Source organism: Micromonospora sp. NPDC020750 (genome assembly GCF_044334565.1).
GTDB lineage: Bacteria > Actinomycetota > Actinomycetes > Mycobacteriales > Micromonosporaceae > Micromonospora.
This window is the reverse complement of sequence record NZ_JBIRTH010000009.1, coordinates 18,728-41,097: the sequence shown is the minus strand read 5'-3', so window position 1 is coordinate 41,097 and position 22,370 is coordinate 18,728. Positions and strand designations below refer to the sequence as shown.

Sequence of the window (22,370 nt, the reverse complement as noted above, 5' to 3'; positions counted from 1 at the left end):
TCAGCCTCCCGCCTGACGCCGGGCCGCGCGCAGCGTCACCCAGTCGGTGACGGCGATCAGCGGGATCGCCAGCAGCACGAACAGCGCCCCGGCCACGATGTAGGGGGTGTAGTTGAACGTCTCGGCGGTGGCGATCTGCGCGGCGCGGACCGCGTCGATCGGGCCGGCGAGGGAGACCAGCCCGACGTCCTTCTGCATCGCCACCACGTCGTTGAGCAGCGGCGGGGCCACCCGCCGGACGGCCTGCGGCAGCACCACGTGTCGCATGGTCTGCCGGTAGGTCAGCCCGAGCGAGCGGGCCGCGGCGAGCTGGCTGGGGTGGACGGACTCGATGCCGGCCCGGAACACCTCGGCCAGGTACCCGCCGTAGGTGAGCACCAGCGCCAGCCCGCCGAGCACCAGCACCGGCGGCATCCCCCGCAACCGCAGGCCGGGCATGCCGAGGGTGAGCACGTACAGCACGATGATCAGCGGCAGGCCCCGGAAGGTGTACGTGTACCCGGCCGCGAGGGCCCGGACCGGGAAGAAGACCGGGCCGCGCAGCGTGCGCAGGAGCGCGACCAGCAGCCCGAGCAGCAGCGCGCCGGCCGCGCAGCAGACCAACAGCCGGATGTTGAGCCACAGGCCGGTGAGCACCGCCGGCAGCGCGTCCCGGGCGATCGTCGGGTCCGCGAAGGACTCCCGGACCCGGTCCCAGCCGGGCGCGCCGGTCACGGCGACGACCAGCAGCGTGCCGAGCGCCGCCGTGGACGCGGCGGCGACCAGCACGCTGGTGACGGTCTGCCGACGGCGGTACGCGGCCCGCCGCCGCTGCGCCTCGGAGGGGAGGTGGGGTGCCAGGGTCACGTGAGCTCGGCCGCCCCCGCGACCTGGGCCAGCCACTTCTGCTCCAACCGCTTGAGCGTGCCGTCGGCGGTGAGCTGGCCGACCGCCCCGCTGACGCAGGGGGTGAGCGGGGAGTTGCGGTCCAGCAGCAGCCCGAACGCCTCGGGGGTGCCGACCTGGGGAAGCTGCCCGACGATCTTCGTATCGGTGAGTTCCGCGCCGGTGATGTAGAAGGCGGTCGGCAGGTCCACCACGAGGCCGTCGATCTGCCCGTTCTGCAGGGCCTTCTTGGCGTCGTCGTTGCTGTTGTAGACCTGCGGCTCGGCCGTCGGCCTGACGACCTGGGTGATCGCCTGGTAGCTGGTGGTGCCGACCTGGGCGCCGAGCCTCGCGCCGCGCAGGTCGGCCAGGGTCTTCGTCCCGGCGATCTTCGCGGACTTCCGGGCGATCACGGCCTGCCGGACCAGATGGTACGGGCCGGAGAAGTCGACCGCCTTCTTGCGCTCCTCGGTGATGGAGAACTGGTTGATGTCGAAGTCGAACTCCTTCGGGCCGGGGGCGATGGCGGTGTCGAACTTCACCCGGGTCCAGGTGACGTCGGACTTGGCGTACCCGAGCTTCTCCGCCACGGCGTACGCCACGGCGGCCTCGAAGCCCTCGCCGTTGTCCGGCTTGTTGCCGGTGAACCAGGGTTCGTACGCCGGCTCGTCGGTGGCCACGGTGAGCTTGCCCGGCGTACGGGTCGGCAGGTTGTCCCTGGTGCAGGCCGGCCCCGCGGTGGCGGCGGGGGTGGCGGTGGCGGTGGGGGCGTCGTCCTGGGGCGCGCAGGCGGCGACCGCGACGAGGACGGTGCCGGCGGCGGTGAGCGCGAGGGCGCGGGGGCTGCTGGGCATGGCGGACAGCGTAGAGCCATAGACGGGCGTCGTGCAGGGTTGTCCCACCGTTCCGGTAGGGAATTTCGGCCGGTCGGTCCACCGCCGCGTGTCGGCCGCCGCACCGGCGGGACCCGCCGCGCGCCCCGGCGTGCCGGTGCTGGAAGAATCGCACCCCGTGAAGACGTTCGAGGAGTTGTTCGCCGAGCTGCAGGCCAAGGCCGCCGCCGGCACCCCCGGCTCGGGCACGGTGGCCGCGCTGGAGAAGGGGGTGCACTTCATCGGCAAGAAGGTCGTCGAGGAGGCGGCCGAGTCGTGGATGGCCGCTGAGCACGAGGGCCCGGAGCGGGCGGCCGAGGAGATCTCCCAGCTGCTCTACCAGGCGCAGGTGCTGATGCTCGCCACCGGTCTCGAACTCAAGGACGTCTACCGACATCTGTGAGTGCCCCGTCCGCTGATCTTCTCCACCGATCGAGGGAGCACTCCGCCATGCTGCGTGTCGCCATTCCGAACAAGGGCACCCTGGCCGAGCCGGCCGCGGGGATGCTGCGCGAGGCCGGTTACCGGCAGCGCCGCGACCCCAAGGACCTGGTCTGCCGGGACGAGGCCAACGACGTCGAGTTCTTCTACCTGCGTCCCCGCGACATCGCCACCTACGTCGGCTCCGGCGACCTGGACCTCGGCATCACCGGCCGGGACCTGCTGGTCGACTCCGGCGCCCCGGCCGAGGAGGTGGTGGACCTCGCCTTCGGCGGGGCCACCTTCCGGTTCGCCGCCCGCCCCGACACCATCGCCTCGCCGAAGGAGCTGGGCGGGCACCGGATCGCCACCGCGTACCCGGGGGTGGTCCGCCGCTACCTCGACGACCACGGGCTGACCGCCGACGTGATCCGGCTCGACGGCGCGGTGGAGAACGCCGTCCGCCTCGGCGTGGCCGACGTGGTGGCCGACGTGGTCTCCACCGGGGCGACCCTGCGCCAGGCCGGCCTGGCGATCGTCGGCGACCCGCTGCTGGTCTCCTCGGCGGTGCTGGTCCGCCGCGCCGAGGCCCCCGAGCACGCCCAGGAGGCGCAACTCCTGCGCCGGCTGCACGGGGTGCTGGTGGCCCGCCGCTACGTGATGCTCGCGTACGACGTGCCGGCTGGGCTGCTCGAGCGGGCCAGCTCGCTCACCCCCGGCATCGAGTCGCCCACCGTCTCGCCGCTGCACCGCGAGGGCTGGGTCGCGGTGCAGGCGATGGTGCGGAGCGACGACGTGCACCGGATCATGGACGAGCTGTACGAGCTGGGCGCCCGCGCCATCCTGGTGACCAACATCCACGCCTGCCGGCTGTGAGGCCGCCGCCCCGGGCGGTCGCCCTCGCCCTGGTGGTGCTCGGCGGGGCGGCCTCCGCGGCGCAGGGGGCGGGCAACGCCACGCTGGGGGCACGGGCCGGCGATCCGGTGCTCGGCGCGCTGGTCAACAACATCGGCGGGTGCCTGGTGGTCCTCGTGGGCCTGCTCGGCCTGCCGTCCACCCGGGCCGGGCTCGACGCGCTGCGGCGGGCCCGGCTGCCGTGGTGGACGTACCTCGGCGGGCTGGGCGGGGCGGTGATCGTGACGGTCGCCACGTATGTCGTCCCGGTGCTCGGGATCGCGGTCTTCACCATCGCCCAGGTGGCCGGGGGCAGCCTCGGCGGGCTCGCGGCGGACCGGGCCGGGCTGGCCCCGCTCGGGCGGCTGCGGCTGACCGGCCCCCGGGTCACCGGGGCGCTGCTCGGCGTCCTCGCCGTCGCCCTGGCCCAGCTCGGCCGGCCGGTCGGCGGCGTCGCCGTCGGCGGGGTCCTGCTCGCCGTCGTGGGCGGGGCGGCCGTCGCCCTCCAGTCCGCGCTCAACGGCCGGGTCGCCGCCGCCGGCACCCCCACGGCCGGCATCGCGATCAACTTCGCCGTGGGCACCGTGGTCATCGTGGTGGTGGCCGCGTTCGCCGGGGTCTTCACCGGCCCCGAGCCGACCTGGCCGGGCGACTGGTACCTGTATCTCGGCGGCCTGCTCGGCGTCGGCATCGTGCTGGCCCTGATGATCGGGGTCCGGGCGGTCGGGGTGCTGCGCACCGGGCTGGCCCTGGTCGCCGGCCAGCTCGGCGGCGCCCTGCTGCTGGACGTCGCGCTGCCCGGCGGGGCGGGGCTCCGGTGGCCGGTGCTGGTCGGCGCACTGCTCACCCTGCTGGCGGTGGTGGTCGCCGGCCGTGGCACCCGCCCACCGACTCCGGCCGGTCCGGTCGTCCCGGCATCCCCGTCGGCCCCGGCGTCCCGGTGAACCGGGTCGCAGGTGCGGGCAGGTGGTCGCGTGTGGCGGTGGGTGGGCCGGCGGGCCGGATGGCAGACTGGTGGGGTGAGCGATACCGAACCGGTTACCCTGCGGCCCCGCCGGATCCGGCTGGTGTGCTGGGTGTCGGCCGCCGTCCTGCTGGTGGTGTTCAGCCTGGTGGCCACCTCGCTGACCGGCGCGACCGGCAACGGCTACGGCAGCTTCCAGCGCGGGGACCAGCTCGCCATGATCGGCCTGGGCGTCTTCGGCGCGCTCGGCATTCTGCTGTTCACCCGGCCCCGGGTGGAGGCGGACACGCGCGGCGTGCGGGTGCGTAACGTCATCGGCTCGTACGAGCTGCCCTGGGAGGTCGTCCGGGGGGTGCGCTTCGACCGTGGCGCGCCGTGGGCGAGCCTGGAGCTGCACGACGACGACCTGCTGCCGATGGTGGCCCTCCAGGCAGCCGACAAGGAGCTGGCGGTCGAGGGGGTCCGCGCCCTGCGCCGGTTGCACCAGGCCCACCTCGCGGCCCTCGCCGCCCGCTGAGCCGCCGAGGTCAGGCCCCGGGCCGCAGGGGCGGCCGACCCGGGGGCTGAGCTGCGCGCCCGGTTTGGGAGCGGATCGGGTGGGGGTGTAGTCTTGCTGAGTCGACCAGACTGCCCCCGTGTTCCACGTGCGGGTGGTCTTGAAGCGGAGCGCCTGCTCCCACCCGAGTCGCCCCAGTCGGTGGCCGGGTCCGGTCACCGGTTCCGGGCACACCCCGGGCCCGGATGCGCGATCATGTGATCGTGCCGACCGGTCGAGCGGGCCCTGGCATATGCCGGGGCCTTCTGCTTTCCGGGTCGGCCTCCACCCTGGGGGCCGCGGAGTCGGCCACGCAGGAGACTCGACTCGAGGAGGCCCCATCAGCGTCGAACCACGCGTGAACGAGCAGATCCGGGCACGTGAGGTCCGCCTGGTCGGCCCCGAGGGTGAGCAGGTGGGCATCGTCCCGCTGGAGCGCGCCCTTCAGCTGGCTGCGGACGTCGACCTGGACCTGGTCGAGGTTGCGCCGATGGCGCGCCCGCCGGTGTGCAAGCTCATGGACTTCGGCAAGTTCAAGTACGAGAGCGCACTCAAGGCGCGCGAAGCGCGGCGTAACCAGCAGCAGACCGTCATCAAGGAGATGAAGCTCCGGCCGAAGATCGACCCGCACGACTACGAGACCAAGAAGGGTCACGTGGTGCGGTTCCTCAAGGCCGGCGACAAGGTCAAGGTGACGATCATGTTCCGCGGTCGCGAGCAGAGCCGCCCGGAGCTGGGCTACCGGCTCCTGCGCCGGCTCGAGTCCGAGATCACGGAGCTGGGATACGTCGAGGCCGCTCCGAAGCAGGACGGTCGAAACATGATCATGGTTCTCGCTCCGCACCGGGCCGTCAAGGCCTCCGCGGTCGCCGCGACGGCGTCCCGCGGTGCACCCCGGGACCGGGCTGCGGACGAGTTCGCCGCTCCGGCAGCCGGTGAGACCGCGGCAGTCGGCGAGACCGCACCAGCCGGTGAGACCGGCGCAGTCGCCGACAACAGCGGCGAGTAACAGGGGAGAAGACGTTTCAATGCCGAAGATGAAGAGCCACACGGGCATGGGCAAGCGGGTCAAGGTGACCGGCCGGGGCAAGCTCGTCACCGAGCAGGCCGGCAAGCGCCATCTCCTGGAGAAGAAGGCATCCACCCGCACCCGCCGGCTGACCGGCACCGTCGAGGTGGCCAAGGCCGACGTCAAGCGCATCAAGAAGCTGCTCGGCCGCTGACGCGCGCCACCTGAACCGAATAAGGAGTTGAGATGGCACGCGTCAAGCGGGCTGTGAACGCCCAGAAGAAGCGTCGTACCCTGCTGGAGGCCGCGAGCGGCTACCGCGGTCAGCGCTCCCGGCTGTACCGCAAGGCCAAGGAGCAGGTGCTGCACTCGATGCAGTACGCCTACCGGGACCGTCGTGACCGCAAGGGCGACTTCCGGCAGCTGTGGATCACCCGGATCAACGCGGGTGCCCGCGCCAACGGGATGACCTACAACCGGCTGATCCAGGGCCTGCGCCTGGCCGGTGTCGAGGTCGACCGGAAGATCCTGGCCGACATGGCCGTCAACGACGCCACCGCGTTCGCCGCGATCGTCGAGATCGCCCGCGTCGCCGTGGCGGCCGAGGGCACCGGTGGCGCGGCGGCCCAGGCCGCCTGATCCGCCAGCACCCGGCCGAGGCGCCCCCCGTGTCGTCCACGACGCACGGCGGGCGCCTCGGTCGCGCTACGGAGCCGGACACCATGCCCTTCACCCCACGTACCCCCAGGGTGGTCGCCGCCCGCCGGTTGCACCGGCGCCGCGACCGCGAAGCCGCCGGCCGGTTCCTCGCCGAGGGGCCGCAGGCCGTCCGGGAGGCCCTCGCCCGCCCCGGCACCGTCGTCGAGCTGTTCGGCACCCCGGGAGCCCTCGACCGGTACGCCGACCTGGCCGCCCGCGCCGCCCACGCCGACGTGCCGGTCTCCGAGGTCACCGACGACGCCCTCGCCGCGCTCACCGAGACCGTCGCCCCGCAGGGCCTGGTCGCCGTCTGCCGGCACCTGGACGTGCCGCTGGACGACGCGCTCGCCGCCGGCCCCCGCCTCGTCGCGGTGCTCGCCCAGATCCGCGACCCGGGCAACGCCGGCACCGTGCTGCGCACCGCCGACGCCGCCGGAGCCGGTGCCGTGGTCTTCGCCGGCGACGCGGTCGACCCGTACAACGGCAAGTGCGTGCGGGCCTCGGCCGGCAGCCTCTTCCACGTCGACGTGGTCCGCGCGCCCGACCCCCTCGCCGTGGTCGCCGCGCTGCGCGCCGCCGGGCTCTCGATTCTCGCCACCACCGGGTACGGCGACAGCGACCTCGACGACCTCGCCGACGCCGGCCGGCTGGCCGCCCCTACCGCCTGGTTGTTCGGCTCGGAGGCGCACGGGCTGCCCGAGGAGCTGGCCGCCGCCGCCGACGCCCGGGTGCGGGTGCCGCTGCACGGGCGCGCCGAGAGCCTGAACCTGGCTGCGGCTGCCGCCGTGTGCCTGTACGCTTCAGCGAGAGCACTGCGCTGACGCCCGAGCGCGTCCGCACCCGGTATCGGGTGCCCGGCCGGCGGCGCGGTTCCAGCACAGGGGAGTCGTCCACATGATGAACGCGTCACGGCGTTCGTTTACCCAGCCCGCCGGTGTCGGCGGGCGGCGGGCCTGACCCTTCCCCCTGCGCGACCTCCCACCGGCGGGCTGCGGCACAGCCGCGCGTCCGTAGACTCGCTTCGCCGCCCGTGCAGGGCCGGTGCCGCCGTGAGGGAGTGCCCGTACGCCATGACCTATCGCAACGATCCGTACGACCCGAAGCAGGTCGCCCTGCTCGCCCCGGACGCCCTGGCCGGGGCCGTGGCCGACGCCGAGCAGGCGTTCGCCGCCGCCGCCGACCCGGACGCGCTGACCGCGCTGCGTCCCGCCCACCTCGGTGACCGGTCCCCGGTCTCGCTGGCCCGCCGGGAGATCGGCGCGCTGCCGCCGGCCGCGAAGTCCGACGCCGGCAAACGGGTCAACGAGGCCCGCCGGGCGATCGAGGCCGCCTACGCCGCCCGCGCCGAGGTCCTCGAACGCGAGCAGGCCGAGCGGGTGCTGGTCACCGAGCGGGTCGACGTCACGCTGCCCTTCGACCGCCGGCCGCGCGGCGCCCGGCACCCGCTGAGCACGCTGATGGAGCAGATCAGCGACCTGTTCGTCGGGATGGGCTACGAGGTGGCCGAGGGGCCCGAGGTCGAGCTGGAATGGACCAACTTCGACGCCCTCAACATCCTCGCCGACCACCCGGCGCGCGGTCTGATGGACACCTTCCACATCGCACCGCCGCCGGGCGCGGAGAGCTCCGGGCTGGTGCTGCGCACCCACACCTCACCGGTGCAGGCGCGCACCATGCTGACCCGTAAGCCGCCGATCTACGTGGTGGTGCCCGGCCGGGTGTACCGCACCGACGAGCTGGACGCCACCCACGCCCCCGTGTTCCACCAGGTCGAGGGCCTGGTGGTGGACAAGGGGATCACCATGGCGCACCTGCGCGGCACCCTCGACCACTTCGCCCGGGCCATGTTCGGCGAGGGCGCGAAGACCCGTTGGCGGCCGCACTACTTCCCGTTCACCGAGCCGTCCGCCGAGTTCGACGTGTGGTTCCCGGAGCACCGCGACGGGCCGCGCTGGGTCGAGTGGGGCGGCTGCGGCATGGTCAACCCCCGGGTGCTGCGCGCCTGCGGGATCGACCCGGAGGCCTACTCAGGATTCGCCTTCGGCATGGGCATCGACCGGACCGTGATGTTCCGCCACGGGGTCAGCGACATGCGGGACATGGCCGAGGGCGACGTGCGGTTCACCCGCGCGTTCGGGGCCGGGGCGTAGACGGTGCGGGCACGAGTAACGGAAACGGTGATCTGAGTCATGCGAGTCTCTGTCAGCTGGCTGCGGGAGTGCGTCGACCTCCCGACCGACCTGCCCGCCGAGGACCTGGAGCAGGCGTTGGTCGACCTCGGCATCGAGGTCGAGTCGATCGTGGACCTGCGGGCCACGGTCACCGGCGCCCTGGTCGTCGGCAAGGTCCTGGAGGTCGAGGAACTCACCGGCTTCAAGAAGCCGATCCGGTTCTGCCGGGTCGATGTCGGCGCGGCCAACGGAACCGGTGAGCCGCAGGAGATCGTCTGCGGGGCGCGTAACTTCGCCCCCGGTGACCGGGTGGTGGTGATCCTCCCCGGCGGCGTGCTGCCCGGCGGATTCGCCATCGGCGCGCGCAAGACGTACGGGCGCAACTCCCACGGCATGATCTGCTCCGCCAAGGAGCTGGGCCTGGGCGACGACCACTCGGGCATCATCGTGCTGTCCGAGGACGTCAAGGCGCTGCCCGGCGACGACGCCCGCCCGGTGGTCGGGCTCGACGACGTGGTCGTCGAGGTGGAGATCACCCCGGACCGGGGGTACGCCCTGAGCGTCCGCGGCATCGCCCGGGAGTTGGCGCACGCCCTCGGCGTGCCGTTCCGCGATCCGGGCCTGGCGCCCGCCCCGGCCGGGACGGTCGAGCCGGCGTACCCGGTCGAGGTGCGCGACACCGTCGGCTGCGACCGGTTCACCGCCCGGATGGTGCGCGGGATCGACCCGACCGTGTCGACCCCGGGCTGGATGCAACAGCGGCTCACGGTGGCCGGGGTGCGCAGCATCTCGCTGCCGGTCGACGTCACCAACTACGTGATGCTCGAACTGGGCCAGCCGATGCACGCCTTCGACGCCGACCGGATCTCCGGGCCGCTGGTGGTGCGCCGGGCCGGGGCGGGGGAGAAGCTGACCACCCTGGACGGGGTGGCCCGCATTCTGACCGCCGAGGACATGGTGATCTGCGACGAAAGCGGGCCCATCTCGCTCGCCGCGGTGATGGGCGGCGAGACCAGCGAGGTCCTCGCGTCCACCACCGACGTGCTGTTCGAGGCCGCGCACTGGGACCCGGTGATGGTCGGGCGCACCGCCCGCCGGCACAAGCTGTTCAGCGAGGCGGCGAAGCGCTGGGAGCGGGGCGTCGACCCGGCCCTGGCGCTGGTCGCCGTCGAGCGGGCGGTACGGCTGCTCACCGAACACGCCGGCGGCACCCCCGGGGCGGAGATCCTCGACCTCGACCACGTCCGGCCGCGTACCCCGGTCACCCTGCCGGCGGACCTGCCGAGCCGGCGGGTCGGGGTCGCCTACTCCCCGGAGCGGGTGGTGTCCCTGCTGGAGCAGGTCGGCTGCCGCGTCACCCGGGGCGTCGACCGGCTGGGCGAGGACCCGGGCGCGGCCGGGGTCCCAACTGCCGGGGGTGCCGACGTGCTCACCGTCGTCCCGCCGACCTGGCGTCCGGACCTCACCGACCCCGCCGACCTGGTCGAGGAGGTGGTCCGCCTCGACGGGTACGACCGGGTCCCGTCGGTGCTGCCCACCGCGCCGCCCGGCCGGGGGCTGACCTGGCAGCAGCGCCGCCACCGGGCCGTGGCCCGCTCGCTCGCCGAGCGTGGGTACGTCGAGGTGCTCGCCCACCCGTTCGTCGCCGGTGAGCTGGCCGACCTGCTCGGACTGCCCGCCGACGACCCGCGCCGCCCGGCGGTGCGGGTGGCCAACCCGCTGTCGGAGGAGGAGCCGCTGCTGCGCACCATGCTGCTCGGCCCGCTGCTCGGCATCCTCAAGCGCAACCTCGGCCGGGGCCACCGCGACGTCGCCGTCTACGAGATCGGCACGGTCTTCCACCCGCGTCCCGGCGTCGGCGCCCCGCCCGCGATGGGCGTGGACCGGCGGCCCACCGCCGCCGAGTTCGCCGCCGCCGACGCGGTCGTGCCCGATCAGCCCCGGCACGTCGCCGTGGCGCTGGCCGGTGACATCGAGCCGGCCGGCTGGTGGGGCGCCGGCCGGCCGGCCGGCTGGGCGGACGCGGTCGAGGCCGCCCGGGCGGTGCTCGCCGCCGCCGACATCCCCGCCGACCGGATCGAGGTGCGGGCCGCCGAGCACTCGCCCTGGCACCCGGGCCGCTGCGCCGAGCTGCTGGTCGACGGGACCGTCGTCGGCCACGCCGGTGAGCTGCACCCGGCCGTGGTGGCCGCGCTGGAGCTGCCCCGGCGCACCAGCGCCATGGAGCTGGACCTGGACGCGCTGCCGCCCGCCCCGGTCGCCCCGGCCCCGACGATCTCCGGCTTCCCGCCGGCGCTGATCGACGTGGCGCTGGTGGTGGACGAGCGGGTGCCCGCCGCCGAGGTGCAGCGGGCCCTCGTCGAGGGCGCCGGCGAGCTGCTGGAGGGCGTCCGGCTGTTCGACGTGTACGCCTCCGGGCAGCTCGGCGCGGGGCGCCGGTCGCTGGCGTACAAGCTGACCTTCCGCGCCCCCGACCGGACGCTGACGGTCGAGGAGGCGGTGGCGGCCCGCGACGCGGCCGTCGCCCGCGCGGCGGAGCGCTTCGGGGCCACGCTGCGCGGCGCCTGAGGTGTGTCGAGGGGCCTCTTCCCGTGGGAAGAGGCCCCTCGACCGATCGGGGCGGTGAACGGCAGGGTGGCGACCGTCACTCCCACATGCTCATGCAGTGCCCCGTATGACCTTGCAGCCACCTGCCGGGGCCGGGTAGCCTCCTCTGCATAGACATGCGGAGGTGGGAATGGGTATCCGAGTTGCGGTAGCGGGGGCGAGCGGTTACGCCGGGGGCGAGTTGCTGCGCCTGGTCGCCGGCCACCCCGAGCTCGACCTGGTCGCCGCCACCGCGCACCGCCAGGCGGGCGCGCCGGTCACCGCCGTACACCCGCAGCTCGTCGGGCTGGACCTGGTGTTCGCGGCGACCGAGCCGGCGACCCTGGCCGACGCGGACCTGGTCTTCCTGGCCCTGCCGCACGGCGAGTCGGCGGCCCTGGCCGCCGCCCTGCCGGAGACGGTCCGGGTGGTCGACCTGGGCGCGGACCACCGGCTGCGCGACGCCGCCGCCTGGACGCGGTACTACGGCGGTGCGCACGCCGGGACCTGGACCTACGGCCTGCCCGAACTGCCCGGCCAGCGCGCCGCGATCGCCACCGCGACCCGGGTCGCCAACACCGGCTGCTACGCGGTGGCCACCACGCTCGCGCTCGCCCCGCTTGTCGCGGCCGGCGCGGTCGACCCCGCCGACGTGGTGGTGGTCGCCGCCTCCGGCACCTCCGGCGCGGGCCGGGCCGCCAAGGCGAACCTGCTCGGCAGCGAGGTGATGGGCGACCTGTCGCCGTACAAGGTGGGGGCCCACCAGCACGTGCCGGAGATCAAGCAGGCCACCGGCGCGACCAGCCTCTCCTTCACCCCGCTCCTCGCGCCGATGCCGCGCGGCATCCTCGCCACGGTCACCGCCGTGCCGACCGGCTCCGGCATCGACCCTCGCGCGGTCCTGGCGGAGGCGTACGCGGACGCGCCGTTCGTACATGTGCTGCCCGAGGGGGCCTGGCCGCACACCGCCGCCACCCTCGGCTCGAACTCCTGCCACCTCCAGGCGGGTGTCGACGTCGACTCCGGTCGGGTGATCGTGGTCAGCGCGATCGACAACCTCGGCAAGGGCGCGGCCGGCCAGGCCGTGCAGTGCGCCAACCTGATGCTCGGTCTGCCGGAGACCACGGGCCTGTCCGTCTGGGGGGTCGCACCGTGAGCGCGAGGAGTGCAGCGGAGCGGAGCCCCGCAGTCGCGAACGAAAGGTGGATTCCGTGAGCGCGAGGAGTGCAGCGGAGCGGAGCCCCGCAGTCGCGAACGAAAGGCTGGCACAGTGACTGTCACCACACCGAAGGGATTTCGGGCCGCCGGGGTTGCCGCCGGGCTCAAGGGCAGCGGTGCCAGCGACATCGCCCTGGTCGTCAACGACGGCCCGGACGCCGGGATCGCCGGCGTCTTCACCGCCAACCGGGTCAAGGCCGCGCCGGTGCTGTGGACCCAGCAGGTGGTCCGCGGCGGCGTGGCCCGCGCCGTGGTGCTGAACTCCGGTGGCGCGAACGCCTGCACCGGCCCGGCCGGCTTCCAGGACACCCACGCCACCGCCGAGCACACCGCCGCCGCGCTGACCTCGGCCAGCCCCCGCCTGCGGCTCGGCGCCGCCGACGTCGCGGTCTGCTCCACCGGCCTGATCGGCGAGCGGCTGCCGATGCCGAAGCTGCTGCCCGGCGTGCGGGCGGCGATCCGGGGCCTGTCCCGCGGCGGCGGCGCCGCCGCGGCCGAGGCGATCATGACCACCGACACCCGGCCGAAGACCACCGTGGCCGCCGGCAGCGGCTGGACCGTCGGCGGCATGGCCAAGGGCGCCGGCATGCTCGCCCCGGCCATGGCGACGATGCTCTGCGTGCTGACCACCGACGCGGTGGCCGGGCCGGCGGCGCTCGACGCCGCGCTGCGCGCCGCCTGCCGGGTCACCTTCGACCGGATCGACTCCGACGGCTGCATGTCCACCAACGACACCGTGCTGCTGCTGTCCAGCGGCTCGTCCGGCATCGAGCCGACGCCGGCGGAGCTGACCGCCGCCGTCACCGCCGCCTGTCACGACCTGGCCCAGCAGCTCATCGCCGACGCCGAGGGCGCCACCAAGCAGATCACCATCGACGTGGTCGGCGCCGCGAGCGAGGACGACGCGGTCGAGGTGGGCCGGTCGGTGGCCCGCAACAACCTGGTCAAGACGGCGCTGTTCGGCAACGACCCGAACTGGGGCCGGATCCTCGCCGCCGTCGGCACCACCGCCGCCGCGTTCGAGCCGGACGCCGTCGACGTCGCCGTGAACGGGATCTGGGTGTGCCGCTCCGGCACCGCCGCCGAGGACCGCTCCAAGGTGGACCTCACCGGGCGGGACGTGACGATCCGGATCGACCTGCACGCCGGCGACGCGGAGGCCACCGTGTGGACCAACGACCTGTCGCACGCCTACGTGCACGAGAACTCGGCGTACTCGACGTGAGCGCGAGGAACGCAGCGCAGCGGAGTCCCGCAGTCGTGATCGGAAGGTGGGCATCGTGAGCGCGAGGAACGCAGCGCAGCGGAGTCCCGCAGTCGTGATCGGAAGGTGGGTACGGTGAGTCTCACCGCGGATCTCACCCGGGCCCAGGCGAAGGCCGAGACCCTGATCGAGGCGCTGCCCTGGCTGGCTCGCCTCTCCGGCACCACCGTCGTGGTCAAGTACGGCGGCAACGCGATGGTCGACCCCGACCTCCAGCGGGCCTTCGCCGCCGACATGGTGTTCCTGCGCTACGCCGGCCTCAAGCCGGTCGTCGTGCACGGCGGCGGGCCGCAGATCTCCGCGATGCTCGGTCGGCTCGGCATCGACAGCGAGTTCAGGGGCGGCCTGCGGGTCACCACCCCCGAGGCGATGGACGTCGTGCGGATGGTGCTGGTCGGCCAGGTCGGCCGGGAGCTGGTCGGGCTGATCAACGCGCACGGCCCGTACGCCGTCGGCCTCTCCGGCGAGGACGCCGGCCTGTTCACCGCCGTGCGCCGCCCGGCGTACGTCGACGGGGAGCCGGTGGATGTCGGCCAGGTCGGCGACGTCGAGTCGGTCGACCCGTCGGCGGTGACCGACCTGATCGCGGCCGGCCGCATCCCGGTGATCTCCACCGTCGCGCCGGACGTCGACGGGGTGCTGCACAACCTCAACGCCGACACCGCCGCCGCCGCGCTCGCGATCGCGCTCGAGGCCCGCAAGCTGGTCGTCCTCACCGACGTCCCCGGCCTCTACGCGAACTGGCCCGACACCGACAGCCTGGTCAGCGAGATCACCACCGACGACCTGGCGGAGCTGCTGCCGTCCCTGGAATCGGGGATGGTCCCGAAGATGGAGGCCTGCCTGCGGGCGGTGCGCCACGGCGTGCCCGCAGCACACGTAGTCGATGGCCGGGTCGCCCACTCCACGCTGCTTGAGGTCTTCACCTCGGAAGGGTTCGGAACGATGGTCGTGAGCGCGAGGAGTGAGCCTGCGAGCCCCGCAGTCGGGAACAGGAAAGGCTCGGTGAGCGCGAGGAGTGAGCCTGCGAGCCCCGCAGTCGGGAACAGGAAAGGCTCGGTTTCGTCATGAGCACGCTGGTGGACCGCTGGCGGCAGTCGTTGATGGACAACTACGGCACCCCGCCGCTCGCGCTGGTGTCCGGCTCCGGCGCGGTCGTGGTCGACGACGCCGGCCGGGAGTACGTCGACCTGCTCGGCGGCATCGCGGTCAACGCGCTCGGCCACGCCCACCCGGCCGTGGTGGCCGCCGTGTCCCGGCAGGTCGCCACCCTCGGGCACGTGTCGAACCTGTTCGTCGCCGAGCCGCCGGTGGCCCTGGCCGAGCTGCTGCTGGCCCTCGCGGGCCGGCGCGGCCGGGTCTTCTTCGCCAACTCCGGCGCCGAGGCCAACGAGGCCGCGTTCAAGCTGTCCCGGCTCACCGGGCGTACCCACGTCGTGGCGACCGTCGGTGGCTTCCACGGCCGGACCATGGGCGCGCTCGCGCTCACCGGCCAGCCCGCCAAGGCCGACCCGTTCCGCCCGCTGCCCGGCGATGTCACCCACGTCCCGTACGGCGACGCGGCGGCCCTCGCCGAGGCGGTGACCGACGCGACCGCCATGGTCATCCTGGAGCCGATCCAGGGCGAGAACGGCGTCGTCGTCCCGCCGGCCGGCTACCTCACCGAGGCCCGGCGGATCACCGCCCGGCACGGCGCACTGCTGGTCCTCGACGAGGTGCAGACCGGCGTCGGCCGCACCGGGCACTGGTTCGCGCACCAGGCCGAGGGCGTCGAACCCGACATCGTCACCCTCGCCAAGGGCCTCGGGGGCGGCCTGCCCATCGGCGCCTGCCTGGCCTTCGGCCGGGCCGCCGACCTGCTCAGGGCCGGCTCCCACGGCACCACCTTCGGCGGCAACCCGGTGAGCTGCGCCGCCGCCCTCGCGGTGGTGTCGACCATCGCCAGCGAGGGGCTGCTCGACCACGTCAAGCGGGTCGGTGAGCGGCTGCGCCGGGGCGTCGAGGCGCTCGGCCACCCCCTCGTGGCCGAGGTGCGCGGCGCGGGCCTGCTGCTCGGGATCGTGCTCACCGCCGACGTGTCCGGCCCGCTGGCGACCGCGCTGCGCGAGGCCGGGTTCCTGGTCAACCCGGTGCAGCCCGGCGTGGTCCGGCTCGCCCCGCCGCTGGTCCTCACCACCGACCAGGTCGACGCCTTCCTGGCCGCCCTGCCCGCCGCCCTCGACGCCGCCACCACCCCGGAGGCCACCGCATGACCCGCCACCTGCTGCGCGACGACGACCTCTCGCCGGCCGGGCAGTCGGCCGTGCTGGACCTGGCCGCCCGGATGAAGGCCGAGCGGTACACCCACAAGCCGCTGGCCGGCCCGCGGTCGGTGGCGGTGCTGTTCGACAAGCAGAGCCTGCGTACCCGGATCTCGTTCGACGCCGGCATCGCCGAGCTGGGCGGCCACCCGCTCGTGGTGGACACCCAGGTCACCCACTTCGGCCGGGGTGAGGCCCTCGCCGACGCCGGCCGGGTGCTGTCCCGGTACGTGGCCGCGATCGTGCTGCGCACCCACGGTGACGACCGGATCGCCGAGGTCGCCGCCGGGGCGAGCGTGCCGGTGATCAACGCCCTCACCGACGGCTTCCACCCCTGCCAGCTCCTGGCCGACCTGCTCACCGTCCGCGAGCGGTTCGGCGACACCCGGGGCCGCACCCTGGCGTACGTCGGGGACGCGGCGAACAACATGGCGCACTCGTACCTGCTGGCCGGGGCGACCGCCGGGATGCACGTGCGGGTCGCCGGGCCGGACGGGTTCGACCCCGACCCCGAGGTGGTCACCCGGGCGGCGGAGATCGCCGCCGGCACCGGCGGGTCGGTGCGGGTGCTGCGCGACCCGGTGGAGGCGGTCCGGGACGCCGACGTGCTGGCCACCGACACCTGGACCTCGATGGGGCAGGAGTCCGACGGGCTGGACCGGATCACCCCGTTCCTGCCGTACCAGCTCAACAAGGAACTGATCGGGCACGCCGCGCCGGACGCGATCGTGCTGCACTGCCTGCCCGCGCACCGGGGTGAGGAGATCACCGACGAGGTGCTCGACGGCCCGCAGAGCGCGGTGTTCGACCAGGCGGAGAACCGGCTGCACGCCCAGAAGGCGCTGCTGGCGTACCTGCTGGAGAGCCCGGAATGACCGCCCCGCTGACCCGCGCCGCCCGGCACGCCCGCATCGTCGAGCTGATCCGCGACAAGGCGGTCCGCTCGCAGACGGAGCTGGCCGACCTGCTCGCCGGCGACGGCGTGGGAGTCACCCAGGCCACCCTGTCGCGGGACCTGAAGGAGCTGGGCGCGGTCACCGCCCGGGGCGGCGACGGGCGGCTCCTGTACGTCATCCCCGAGGACGGCCACCGGCCGCTGCGCGACGCCGAGGCCGCCCCGGCCCGGCTGATCCGGCTGCTGCGGGAGCTGCTCAACGAGGTCGACTCCAGCGGCAACATCGCCGTGCTGCGCACCCCGCCGGGCGCAGCCCAATACCTGGCCAGCGCGTTGGACCGAGCGGGCCTGCCCGAGGTCGTCGGCACCATCGCTGGCGACGACACCATCCTCGTCGTGGCCCGCGAGGTCGTCGGCGGTGCCGCGTTGGGCGAGAAGCTCGCCGCGTGGTCCCGCCGGGAAGAGAACGTTGAAGGGAGCAACACACCATGACCGAGCGGGTCGTCCTTGCGTACTCCGGGGGGTTGGACACCTCCGTCGCGATTCCGTACCTGGCCGAGCAGACCGGCGCCGAGATCATCGCGGTGGCGGTGGATGTCGGGCAGGGCGGCGAGAACCTCGACGCCATCCGGCAGCGCGCCCTGGACTGCGGGGCCGTCGAGTCCGAGGTGGTGGACGCGCGCGACGAGTTCGCCGCCGAGTACTGCCTGCCGGCGATGCGGGCCAACGCCCTCTACATGGACCGGTATCCGCTGGTCTCCGCGCTGTCCCGGCCGCTGATCGTCAAGCACCTGGTGGCCGCGGCCCGCAAGCACGGCGGCACCATCGTGTCGCACGGCTGCACCGGCAAGGGCAACGACCAGGTCCGCTTCGAGGTCGGCCTGGCCGCGCTCGCCTCCGACCTGAAGATCATCGCCCCGGCCCGGGACTTCGCCTGGACCCGGGACAAGGCGATCGCCTTCGCCGAGGAGAAGGGCCTGCCGATCGACGTGTCGGCCAAGTCGCCGTACTCGATCGACCAGAACCTGTGGGGCCGGGCCGTGGAGACCGGCTTCCTGGAGGACATCTGGAACGCCCCCATCGAGGACCTGTACTCGTACACGTCGGACCCGGCGCAGGAGCGCGACGCCGACGAGGTGGTCATCACCTTCGACGCCGGCGTGCCGGTCGCGATCGACGGCGAGACCGTCACCCCGTACCAGGCGATCCTGGAGCTGAACCGGCGGGCGGGCGCGCAGGGCGTCGGCCGGCTCGACATGGTCGAGGACCGCCTGGTCGGCATCAAGAGCCGCGAGGTGTACGAGGCCCCCGGCGCGATCGCGCTGATCGCCGCCCATCAGGAGCTGGAGGCGGTCACCGTCGAGCGGGACCTGGCTCGGTTCAAGAAGGGCGTCGACCAGCGCTGGGGCGAGTTGGTCTACGACGGCCTCTGGTTCTCGCCGCTGAAGAAGGCCCTGGACGCCTTCATCGACGACGCCCAGCAGCAGGTCTCCGGCGAGGTGCGGCTCACCCTGCACGGCGGCCGGGCCACCGTCACCGGCCGGCGCTCCGAGGCCAGCCTGTACGACTTCGGCATGGCCACCTACGACACCGGCGACACGTTCGACCAGTCCCTGGCCAAGGGCTTCGTGCAGTTGTGGGGCCTGCCCAGCAAGATGGCCGCCGCGCGGGACGCCCGGTTGGTTGGCTCCTGACCGTGGGAACCACAATGGGTGGCGTGGACGACAAGAGCCTCACCGAGAACAGCGCCGCGACCAACCGTACGAGCCTGTGGGGCGGCCGGTTCGCCGGCGGCCCCTCCGAAGCCCTGGCCCGGCTGTCGGTCAGCGTGCAGTTCGACTGGCGCCTCGCCCCGTACGACCTCGCCGGGTCCCGGGCGCACGCCCGGGTCCTGGCGGGCGCGGGCCTGCTCGACCCGGGGGAGCTGGGTCGCATCCTCGCCGCCCTGGACGACCTGGAGGCCGCCTGCGCCTCCGGGTCGTTCCGCCCCACCGTGGACGACGAGGACGTGCACACCGCCCTGGAACGCGGGCTGCTGGAGCGCCTCGGCAGCCTCGGCGGCAAGCTGCGCGCCGGCCGGTCCCGCAACGACCAGGTCGCCACCGACCTGCGGCTCTACCTGCGCGACCACGCCCGGGGCGTGGCCGCCCGGCTGGTCGAGCTGGCCGAGGCCCTCACCGAGCAGGCCGAGCGGCACGTCGACACGGCCGCGCCGGGGATGACCCACCTCCAGCACGCCCAGCCGGTCACCTTCGGCCACTGGCTGCTGGCCCACGTGCAGCCGCTGCTGCGCGACCTGGACCGGATGCGGGACTGGGACCACCGGGCCGCAGTCAGCCCGCTCGGGGCGGGCGCGCTCGCCGGCTCCGGCCTGCCGCTGGACCCGGTGGCCGTCTCGAAGGAGCTGGGCTTCCGCACGTCCTTCGCCAACTCGATGGACGCCGTGGCTGACCGGGACTTCGTCGCCGAGTTCCTCTTCATCACCGCGATGATCGGGGTGCACCTGTCCCGCCTCGGCGAGGAGGTGGTGCTGTGGACGTCGCACGAATTCGGCTGGGTCGAGCTGGACGACGCCTTCGCCACCGGCTCGTCGATCATGCCGCAGAAGAAGAACGCGGACATCGCCGAGCTGGCCCGGGGCAAGTCCGGTCGGCTCGTCGGTGGCCTGGTGAGCGTGCTGACCATGCTCAAGGGCCTGCCGATGGCGTACGACCGGGACATGCAGGAGGACAAGGAGCCGGCCTTCGACGCGGTCGACACCCTGGAGCTGCTGCTGCCGGCCCTCGCCGGGATGATCTCCACGATGACCGTCCGCGTCGACCGCCTGGTGGCCGCCGCCCCCGTCGGCTTCTCCCTGGCCACCGAGGTCGCCGACTGGCTGGTCCGCCGCAACGTGCCGTTCCGGGACGCGCACGAGATCACCGGCAGGCTGGTCGCGCTCTGCGCGGTCCGCGAATGCGCCCTCGACGAGGTCTCCGACGCCGACCTGGCGACGGTCAGCGAGCACCTCGACCCGTCGGTGCGCGACGTGCTCTCGGTCTCCTCGGCCCTGGCCGCGCGGATCACCCCCGGCTCCACCGGCCCCGGCCCGGTCGCCGACCAGCTCGCCGCCGCCGCCGACCAGCTCGCCGGCTGGCGGGAGTGGGCCGCCGAGCAGGTAGTGCCCCGCTGACGACGCCGTCCTGACGCGGCGCGCGGGAGCCCCCGCGCGCCGCGCTCAGCCGGCCGCCGGGCGGTCCCGGCTCAGCCGGCCGTCGGGCGGTCCCGCTTCGGCAGCTTCGCCACCACCGCCTCGTACGAGGCGTCCACCGCCTCGCGCAGCTCGTCGCCGTCGATCGCGCCGGTCAGCCGCAGGCTGTTCCACCCCGACCGGCCGAGGTAGGGGGAGGGGACCACGTCGTCGGGGAAGCGGTGCAGCCACTCGTCGGCCAGTTCCCGGGTCGGGCCGCACTTGACGCCCACCCGCTGGCCCGACTCGGGGCCGAGGAAGGCGAAGATGCGCCCGCCCACCTTCACCACCTCGCCGTCGTCCCAGGGCCGGTCCAGCCACGCCCCCGGCTTCGCCAGGCAGTACGCCAGCAGCTCCGCGCGCTCCATCACCTTTCCCGCCCCTCGCCGGTCCCGGCGTCGACCCGACCGGTGAGCCGCTCGTAGCGCTGCCGGGCGGCCTGGGGCGTGCCGAGGCCCAGCCCGTAGGCGATGGACTGCCAGGTCAGCCCCCGGTCGCGGGCGAGTCGGAGCAGCCCGGCCTCCAGCGCGTCCAGTTCCGCCCGCACGTGCGGCACGAGGGTGAGCGCGGCCACCAGGTCGGCGGAGTCGACCGGCTCCTCGTCGGCGGTCAGCTCGGCCCCGCCGGCGGCCAGCGCGGTCACCAGGGCCACCGCCTCGTACGGGTCCGGCACGTACGGGTTGGTGTGGCGTCGGCGGCGCGCGTCGTCAGACGCGTGCCGCTCGGCGATTCGGGTCAACGCGGCATAGGTGCGCTGCGCCCGGGCGCGGCCGGGGTCGGGGGCGGTGAACGGATCCTGCTGCGTTGCGGTCATGCCACCGAGTCCAGCAGGCAAACGAACAGTTGTCAACAGAGCGTTTAAATCCCTTGCTTGTCGAGGTCGCGCCGGCGCAAGAAGCGCGTGCCTCGTCCTCTCGCTGGTTGTGGCTGGGCTGGTCGTAGGCTCGCGGGATGGCATTGCAGATCACGGTCAACGCCGGTCCGGAGCACGTGGACGCCGCTGCGCAGATCTGGGCCGAGACCACGGCGGCGCGGGACGGCGCTGAGGACGTCGCGCCGCTTGAGTCGGCTCGTCCGCTGATCCGGACTGTGCTGGACAGTTCACCGCGGTCGGTGCTGCTCGTGGCTGACGACGACGGGCGGACAATCGGATTTGCGGCGATGGAACCGTGGGGGCGGGCACACGAGGATCAAGCGATCGCGGAGGTCCGCTATGTCGGGGTCAGCCCGGGTGCCTGGGGTGAAGGCGTCGGACGACGGCTGATGGCGGCGGTCCCGGACGTGCTGGCGCAGGCAGGGTACGAGCAGGCGGTGCTGATGGTGTACACCGACAACACGCGGGCCGTGCGGCTGTACGAAGGCCTCGGCTGGCGTGTCCAGGGGACGCCGGTACCGCATCCGCGCAGCGGCAGGCTTGAGCAGTTGTACGTCCTCGACGTATCCGGTGGCGACGCGCGATGAGCGTCGGAGTGGGTTGAGGCGGGCCGCCGAGCCCACGACGGTTTACAACGAAGGCATTTCGGGTGCGCGCTACCTCGAATAAAGGGCACCCGTCCGTTTGTGGAAGGTGCCATTTTTCTGCGCGGACTCGATCCCGGCCCGCTTGCCGGGACAGCGCCGATGGTGGTTGTGCAGGGACATCAGGCGTGGAATCCTCGGTGCCGAGAAAAGGGGATATCTATGATCAGAGTTGCCGTGACCAGTGTCTTCGTCGACGACCAGGAGAAGGCGCTGGGCTTCTACACGGACGTGCTGGGCTTCGCGGTGGGGCACGACATCCCGCTCGGCGGTGGTGCCCGGTGGCTCACCGTCGTCTCGCCGGCCGACCCCGACGGCGTTCACCTGCTGCTGGAGCCGAACGGCTCGCCGGTGGCGCAGGCGTACCAGCAGGGACTGCGCGCGGCAGGGCTGCCGGTGATCATTTTCGCCGTGGACGACCTGGCGAAGGAACACGAGCGGCTCACCGGTCTCGACGTCACGTTCACCGCCCCGCCGGCCCCGACCGGACCGGTCCTCTCGGCGGTCCTCGACGACACCTGCGGCAACCTGGTCATGCTTCAGCAGCCGCTCGGCTGAACAGCCGGGCCGCGAAGGCGAGACAGCGCCGAGAAGCCTGTTCCAGCGAGGAGCACCCCTGTGCAGGTGGGCGGCGGCCAGCGTCGCTCCCGGTTAAATGGCGAGCCACGGCCACCTGACACCGGTATGGTCCTGGGCGTGCCACGGGAGCGTTCACGCTGCCGGAAAGCAACTGCCGCACCAGGCGTAACCCCGGCCCCGCCCGGCGGTTGTCGGGTTGGGTTGATCGGGCGAGTGCTCACCGACGTACGAGTCAACCGGCCTCCCGAACCGAGCTGGGCCGTCCGCCAGTGCCCCGATGGCGTCACACCCCGCGGTTATCTTTGCCGTCGCCGCTGACGAACTGCCCTGATTGAGGAGACCGTGCCCGAGAC

24 protein-coding genes are annotated in these 22,370 nt (G+C 73.6%); 20 read left to right on the top strand and 4 right to left on the bottom strand.

The features are described 5' to 3' along the window. Together ACH4T9_RS25255 and ACH4T9_RS25250 are read right to left on the bottom strand one after the other, a co-directional pair. The gene (locus ACH4T9_RS25255; RefSeq protein ID WP_396673830.1) at positions 1 to 846 is read right to left on the bottom strand and encodes an amino acid ABC transporter permease; all 846 of its coding nucleotides are present in this window, start codon (positions 844 to 846) and stop codon (positions 1 to 3) included. Continuing rightward, entirely contained in the window at positions 843 to 1,718 is an 876-nt protein-coding gene (locus ACH4T9_RS25250; protein WP_396673829.1) for a transporter substrate-binding domain-containing protein, read from the bottom strand. The genes ACH4T9_RS25255 and ACH4T9_RS25250 overlap by 4 nt, the downstream gene beginning before the upstream one ends. Positions 1,719 to 1,875: 157 nt before the next feature. Between ACH4T9_RS25250 and ACH4T9_RS25245 the strand changes: the two genes are divergently transcribed. The 18 genes from ACH4T9_RS25245 to argH all read left to right on the top strand — a co-directional run bounded on the left by ACH4T9_RS25245 (position 1,876) and on the right by argH (position 19,863). After that, positions 1,876 to 2,139, top strand: a complete 264-nt coding sequence (locus tag ACH4T9_RS25245) for a phosphoribosyl-ATP diphosphatase (protein WP_036375234.1) — start codon at positions 1,876 to 1,878, stop codon at positions 2,137 to 2,139. Between the two features lie 47 nt (positions 2,140 to 2,186). After that, positions 2,187 to 3,032, top strand: coding sequence for an ATP phosphoribosyltransferase (gene hisG / locus ACH4T9_RS25240; RefSeq protein ID WP_396673828.1), 846 nt, complete (start codon positions 2,187 to 2,189; stop codon positions 3,030 to 3,032). After that, on the top strand, positions 3,029 to 3,994 hold the full coding sequence (locus tag ACH4T9_RS25235; protein WP_396673827.1) for a DMT family transporter: 966 nt from the start codon (positions 3,029 to 3,031) through the stop codon (positions 3,992 to 3,994). Before hisG ends, ACH4T9_RS25235 begins: the two co-directional genes overlap by 4 nt. A 75-nt stretch (positions 3,995 to 4,069) precedes the next feature. Continuing rightward, positions 4,070 to 4,531, top strand: a complete 462-nt coding sequence (locus ACH4T9_RS25230) for a PH domain-containing protein (protein ID WP_396673826.1) — start codon at positions 4,070 to 4,072, stop codon at positions 4,529 to 4,531. A gap of 376 nt (positions 4,532 to 4,907) precedes the next feature. Further along, complete coding sequence (infC, locus tag ACH4T9_RS25225) at positions 4,908 to 5,558, top strand: translation initiation factor IF-3 (RefSeq protein ID WP_396673825.1); 651 nt, start codon at positions 4,908 to 4,910, stop codon at positions 5,556 to 5,558. A gap of 19 nt (positions 5,559 to 5,577) precedes the next feature. Beyond that, positions 5,578 to 5,772: a 50S ribosomal protein L35 gene (gene rpmI, locus ACH4T9_RS25220; RefSeq protein WP_320067918.1), complete on the top strand. Its 195-nt coding sequence runs from the start codon at positions 5,578 to 5,580 to the stop codon at positions 5,770 to 5,772. A 32-nt stretch (positions 5,773 to 5,804) separates the two neighbouring features. After that, the gene (rplT, locus tag ACH4T9_RS25215) at positions 5,805 to 6,197 is read left to right on the top strand and encodes a 50S ribosomal protein L20 (RefSeq protein ID WP_396673824.1); all 393 of its coding nucleotides are present in this window, start codon (positions 5,805 to 5,807) and stop codon (positions 6,195 to 6,197) included. A gap of 29 nt (positions 6,198 to 6,226) precedes the next feature. After that, on the top strand, positions 6,227 to 7,078 hold the full coding sequence (locus ACH4T9_RS25210; protein WP_396673823.1) for a TrmH family RNA methyltransferase: 852 nt from the start codon (positions 6,227 to 6,229) through the stop codon (positions 7,076 to 7,078). A 249-nt stretch (positions 7,079 to 7,327) separates the two neighbouring features. Continuing rightward, a complete protein-coding gene (pheS, locus tag ACH4T9_RS25205) occupies positions 7,328 to 8,407 on the top strand; it encodes a phenylalanine--tRNA ligase subunit alpha (protein WP_396673822.1) in 1,080 nt (359 codons plus the stop codon). Positions 8,408 to 8,446: 39 nt separating this feature from the next. After that, positions 8,447 to 10,996, top strand: a complete 2,550-nt coding sequence (gene pheT / locus ACH4T9_RS25200; RefSeq protein WP_396673821.1) for a phenylalanine--tRNA ligase subunit beta — start codon at positions 8,447 to 8,449, stop codon at positions 10,994 to 10,996. A gap of 169 nt (positions 10,997 to 11,165) precedes the next feature. Continuing rightward, a complete protein-coding gene (gene argC, locus ACH4T9_RS25195) occupies positions 11,166 to 12,170 on the top strand; it encodes an N-acetyl-gamma-glutamyl-phosphate reductase (RefSeq protein ID WP_396673820.1) in 1,005 nt (334 codons plus the stop codon). A 114-nt stretch (positions 12,171 to 12,284) separates the two neighbouring features. Next, entirely contained in the window at positions 12,285 to 13,457 is a 1,173-nt protein-coding gene (gene argJ / locus ACH4T9_RS25190; RefSeq protein ID WP_396673819.1) for a bifunctional glutamate N-acetyltransferase/amino-acid acetyltransferase ArgJ, read from the top strand. A gap of 114 nt (positions 13,458 to 13,571) precedes the next feature. Continuing rightward, on the top strand, positions 13,572 to 14,567 hold the full coding sequence (gene argB / locus ACH4T9_RS25185; protein ID WP_396673818.1) for an acetylglutamate kinase: 996 nt from the start codon (positions 13,572 to 13,574) through the stop codon (positions 14,565 to 14,567). Further along, the gene (locus tag ACH4T9_RS25180; RefSeq protein ID WP_396673817.1) at positions 14,564 to 15,748 is read left to right on the top strand and encodes an acetylornithine transaminase; all 1,185 of its coding nucleotides are present in this window, start codon (positions 14,564 to 14,566) and stop codon (positions 15,746 to 15,748) included. Before argB ends, ACH4T9_RS25180 begins: the two co-directional genes overlap by 4 nt. Beyond that, entirely contained in the window at positions 15,745 to 16,671 is a 927-nt protein-coding gene (argF, locus tag ACH4T9_RS25175; protein ID WP_396673816.1) for an ornithine carbamoyltransferase, read from the top strand. Before ACH4T9_RS25180 ends, argF begins: the two co-directional genes overlap by 4 nt. Next, positions 16,668 to 17,183, top strand: coding sequence for an arginine repressor (locus ACH4T9_RS25170; RefSeq protein ID WP_396673815.1), 516 nt, complete (start codon positions 16,668 to 16,670; stop codon positions 17,181 to 17,183). The genes argF and ACH4T9_RS25170 overlap by 4 nt, the downstream gene beginning before the upstream one ends. Then, positions 17,180 to 18,385, top strand: coding sequence for an argininosuccinate synthase (locus tag ACH4T9_RS25165; RefSeq protein ID WP_396673814.1), 1,206 nt, complete (start codon positions 17,180 to 17,182; stop codon positions 18,383 to 18,385). Before ACH4T9_RS25170 ends, ACH4T9_RS25165 begins: the two co-directional genes overlap by 4 nt. Positions 18,386 to 18,399: 14 nt before the next feature. Further along, on the top strand, positions 18,400 to 19,863 hold the full coding sequence (gene argH / locus ACH4T9_RS25160) for an argininosuccinate lyase (protein WP_396674062.1): 1,464 nt from the start codon (positions 18,400 to 18,402) through the stop codon (positions 19,861 to 19,863). Between the two features lie 71 nt (positions 19,864 to 19,934). On the opposite strand, the gene ACH4T9_RS25155 is transcribed toward argH, so the two are convergent. Both ACH4T9_RS25155 and ACH4T9_RS25150 read right to left on the bottom strand, forming a co-directional pair. Then, positions 19,935 to 20,288 carry an MmcQ/YjbR family DNA-binding protein gene (locus ACH4T9_RS25155; protein WP_396673813.1) on the bottom strand — a complete coding sequence of 118 codons (354 nt, stop codon included), beginning with the start codon at positions 20,286 to 20,288 and terminating at the stop codon, positions 19,935 to 19,937. Further along, positions 20,288 to 20,734 carry a DNA-binding protein gene (locus ACH4T9_RS25150; protein ID WP_396673812.1) on the bottom strand — a complete coding sequence of 149 codons (447 nt, stop codon included), beginning with the start codon at positions 20,732 to 20,734 and terminating at the stop codon, positions 20,288 to 20,290. The genes ACH4T9_RS25155 and ACH4T9_RS25150 overlap by 1 nt, the downstream gene beginning before the upstream one ends. A gap of 137 nt (positions 20,735 to 20,871) precedes the next feature. Between ACH4T9_RS25150 and ACH4T9_RS25145 the strand changes: the two genes are divergently transcribed. Further along, positions 20,872 to 21,381, top strand: coding sequence for a GNAT family N-acetyltransferase (locus tag ACH4T9_RS25145; RefSeq protein WP_396673811.1), 510 nt, complete (start codon positions 20,872 to 20,874; stop codon positions 21,379 to 21,381). Positions 21,382 to 21,603: 222 nt separating this feature from the next. Further along, a complete protein-coding gene (locus ACH4T9_RS25140) occupies positions 21,604 to 21,996 on the top strand; it encodes a VOC family protein (RefSeq protein WP_396674061.1) in 393 nt (130 codons plus the stop codon). Positions 21,997 to 22,370: the final 374 nt, after the last annotated feature.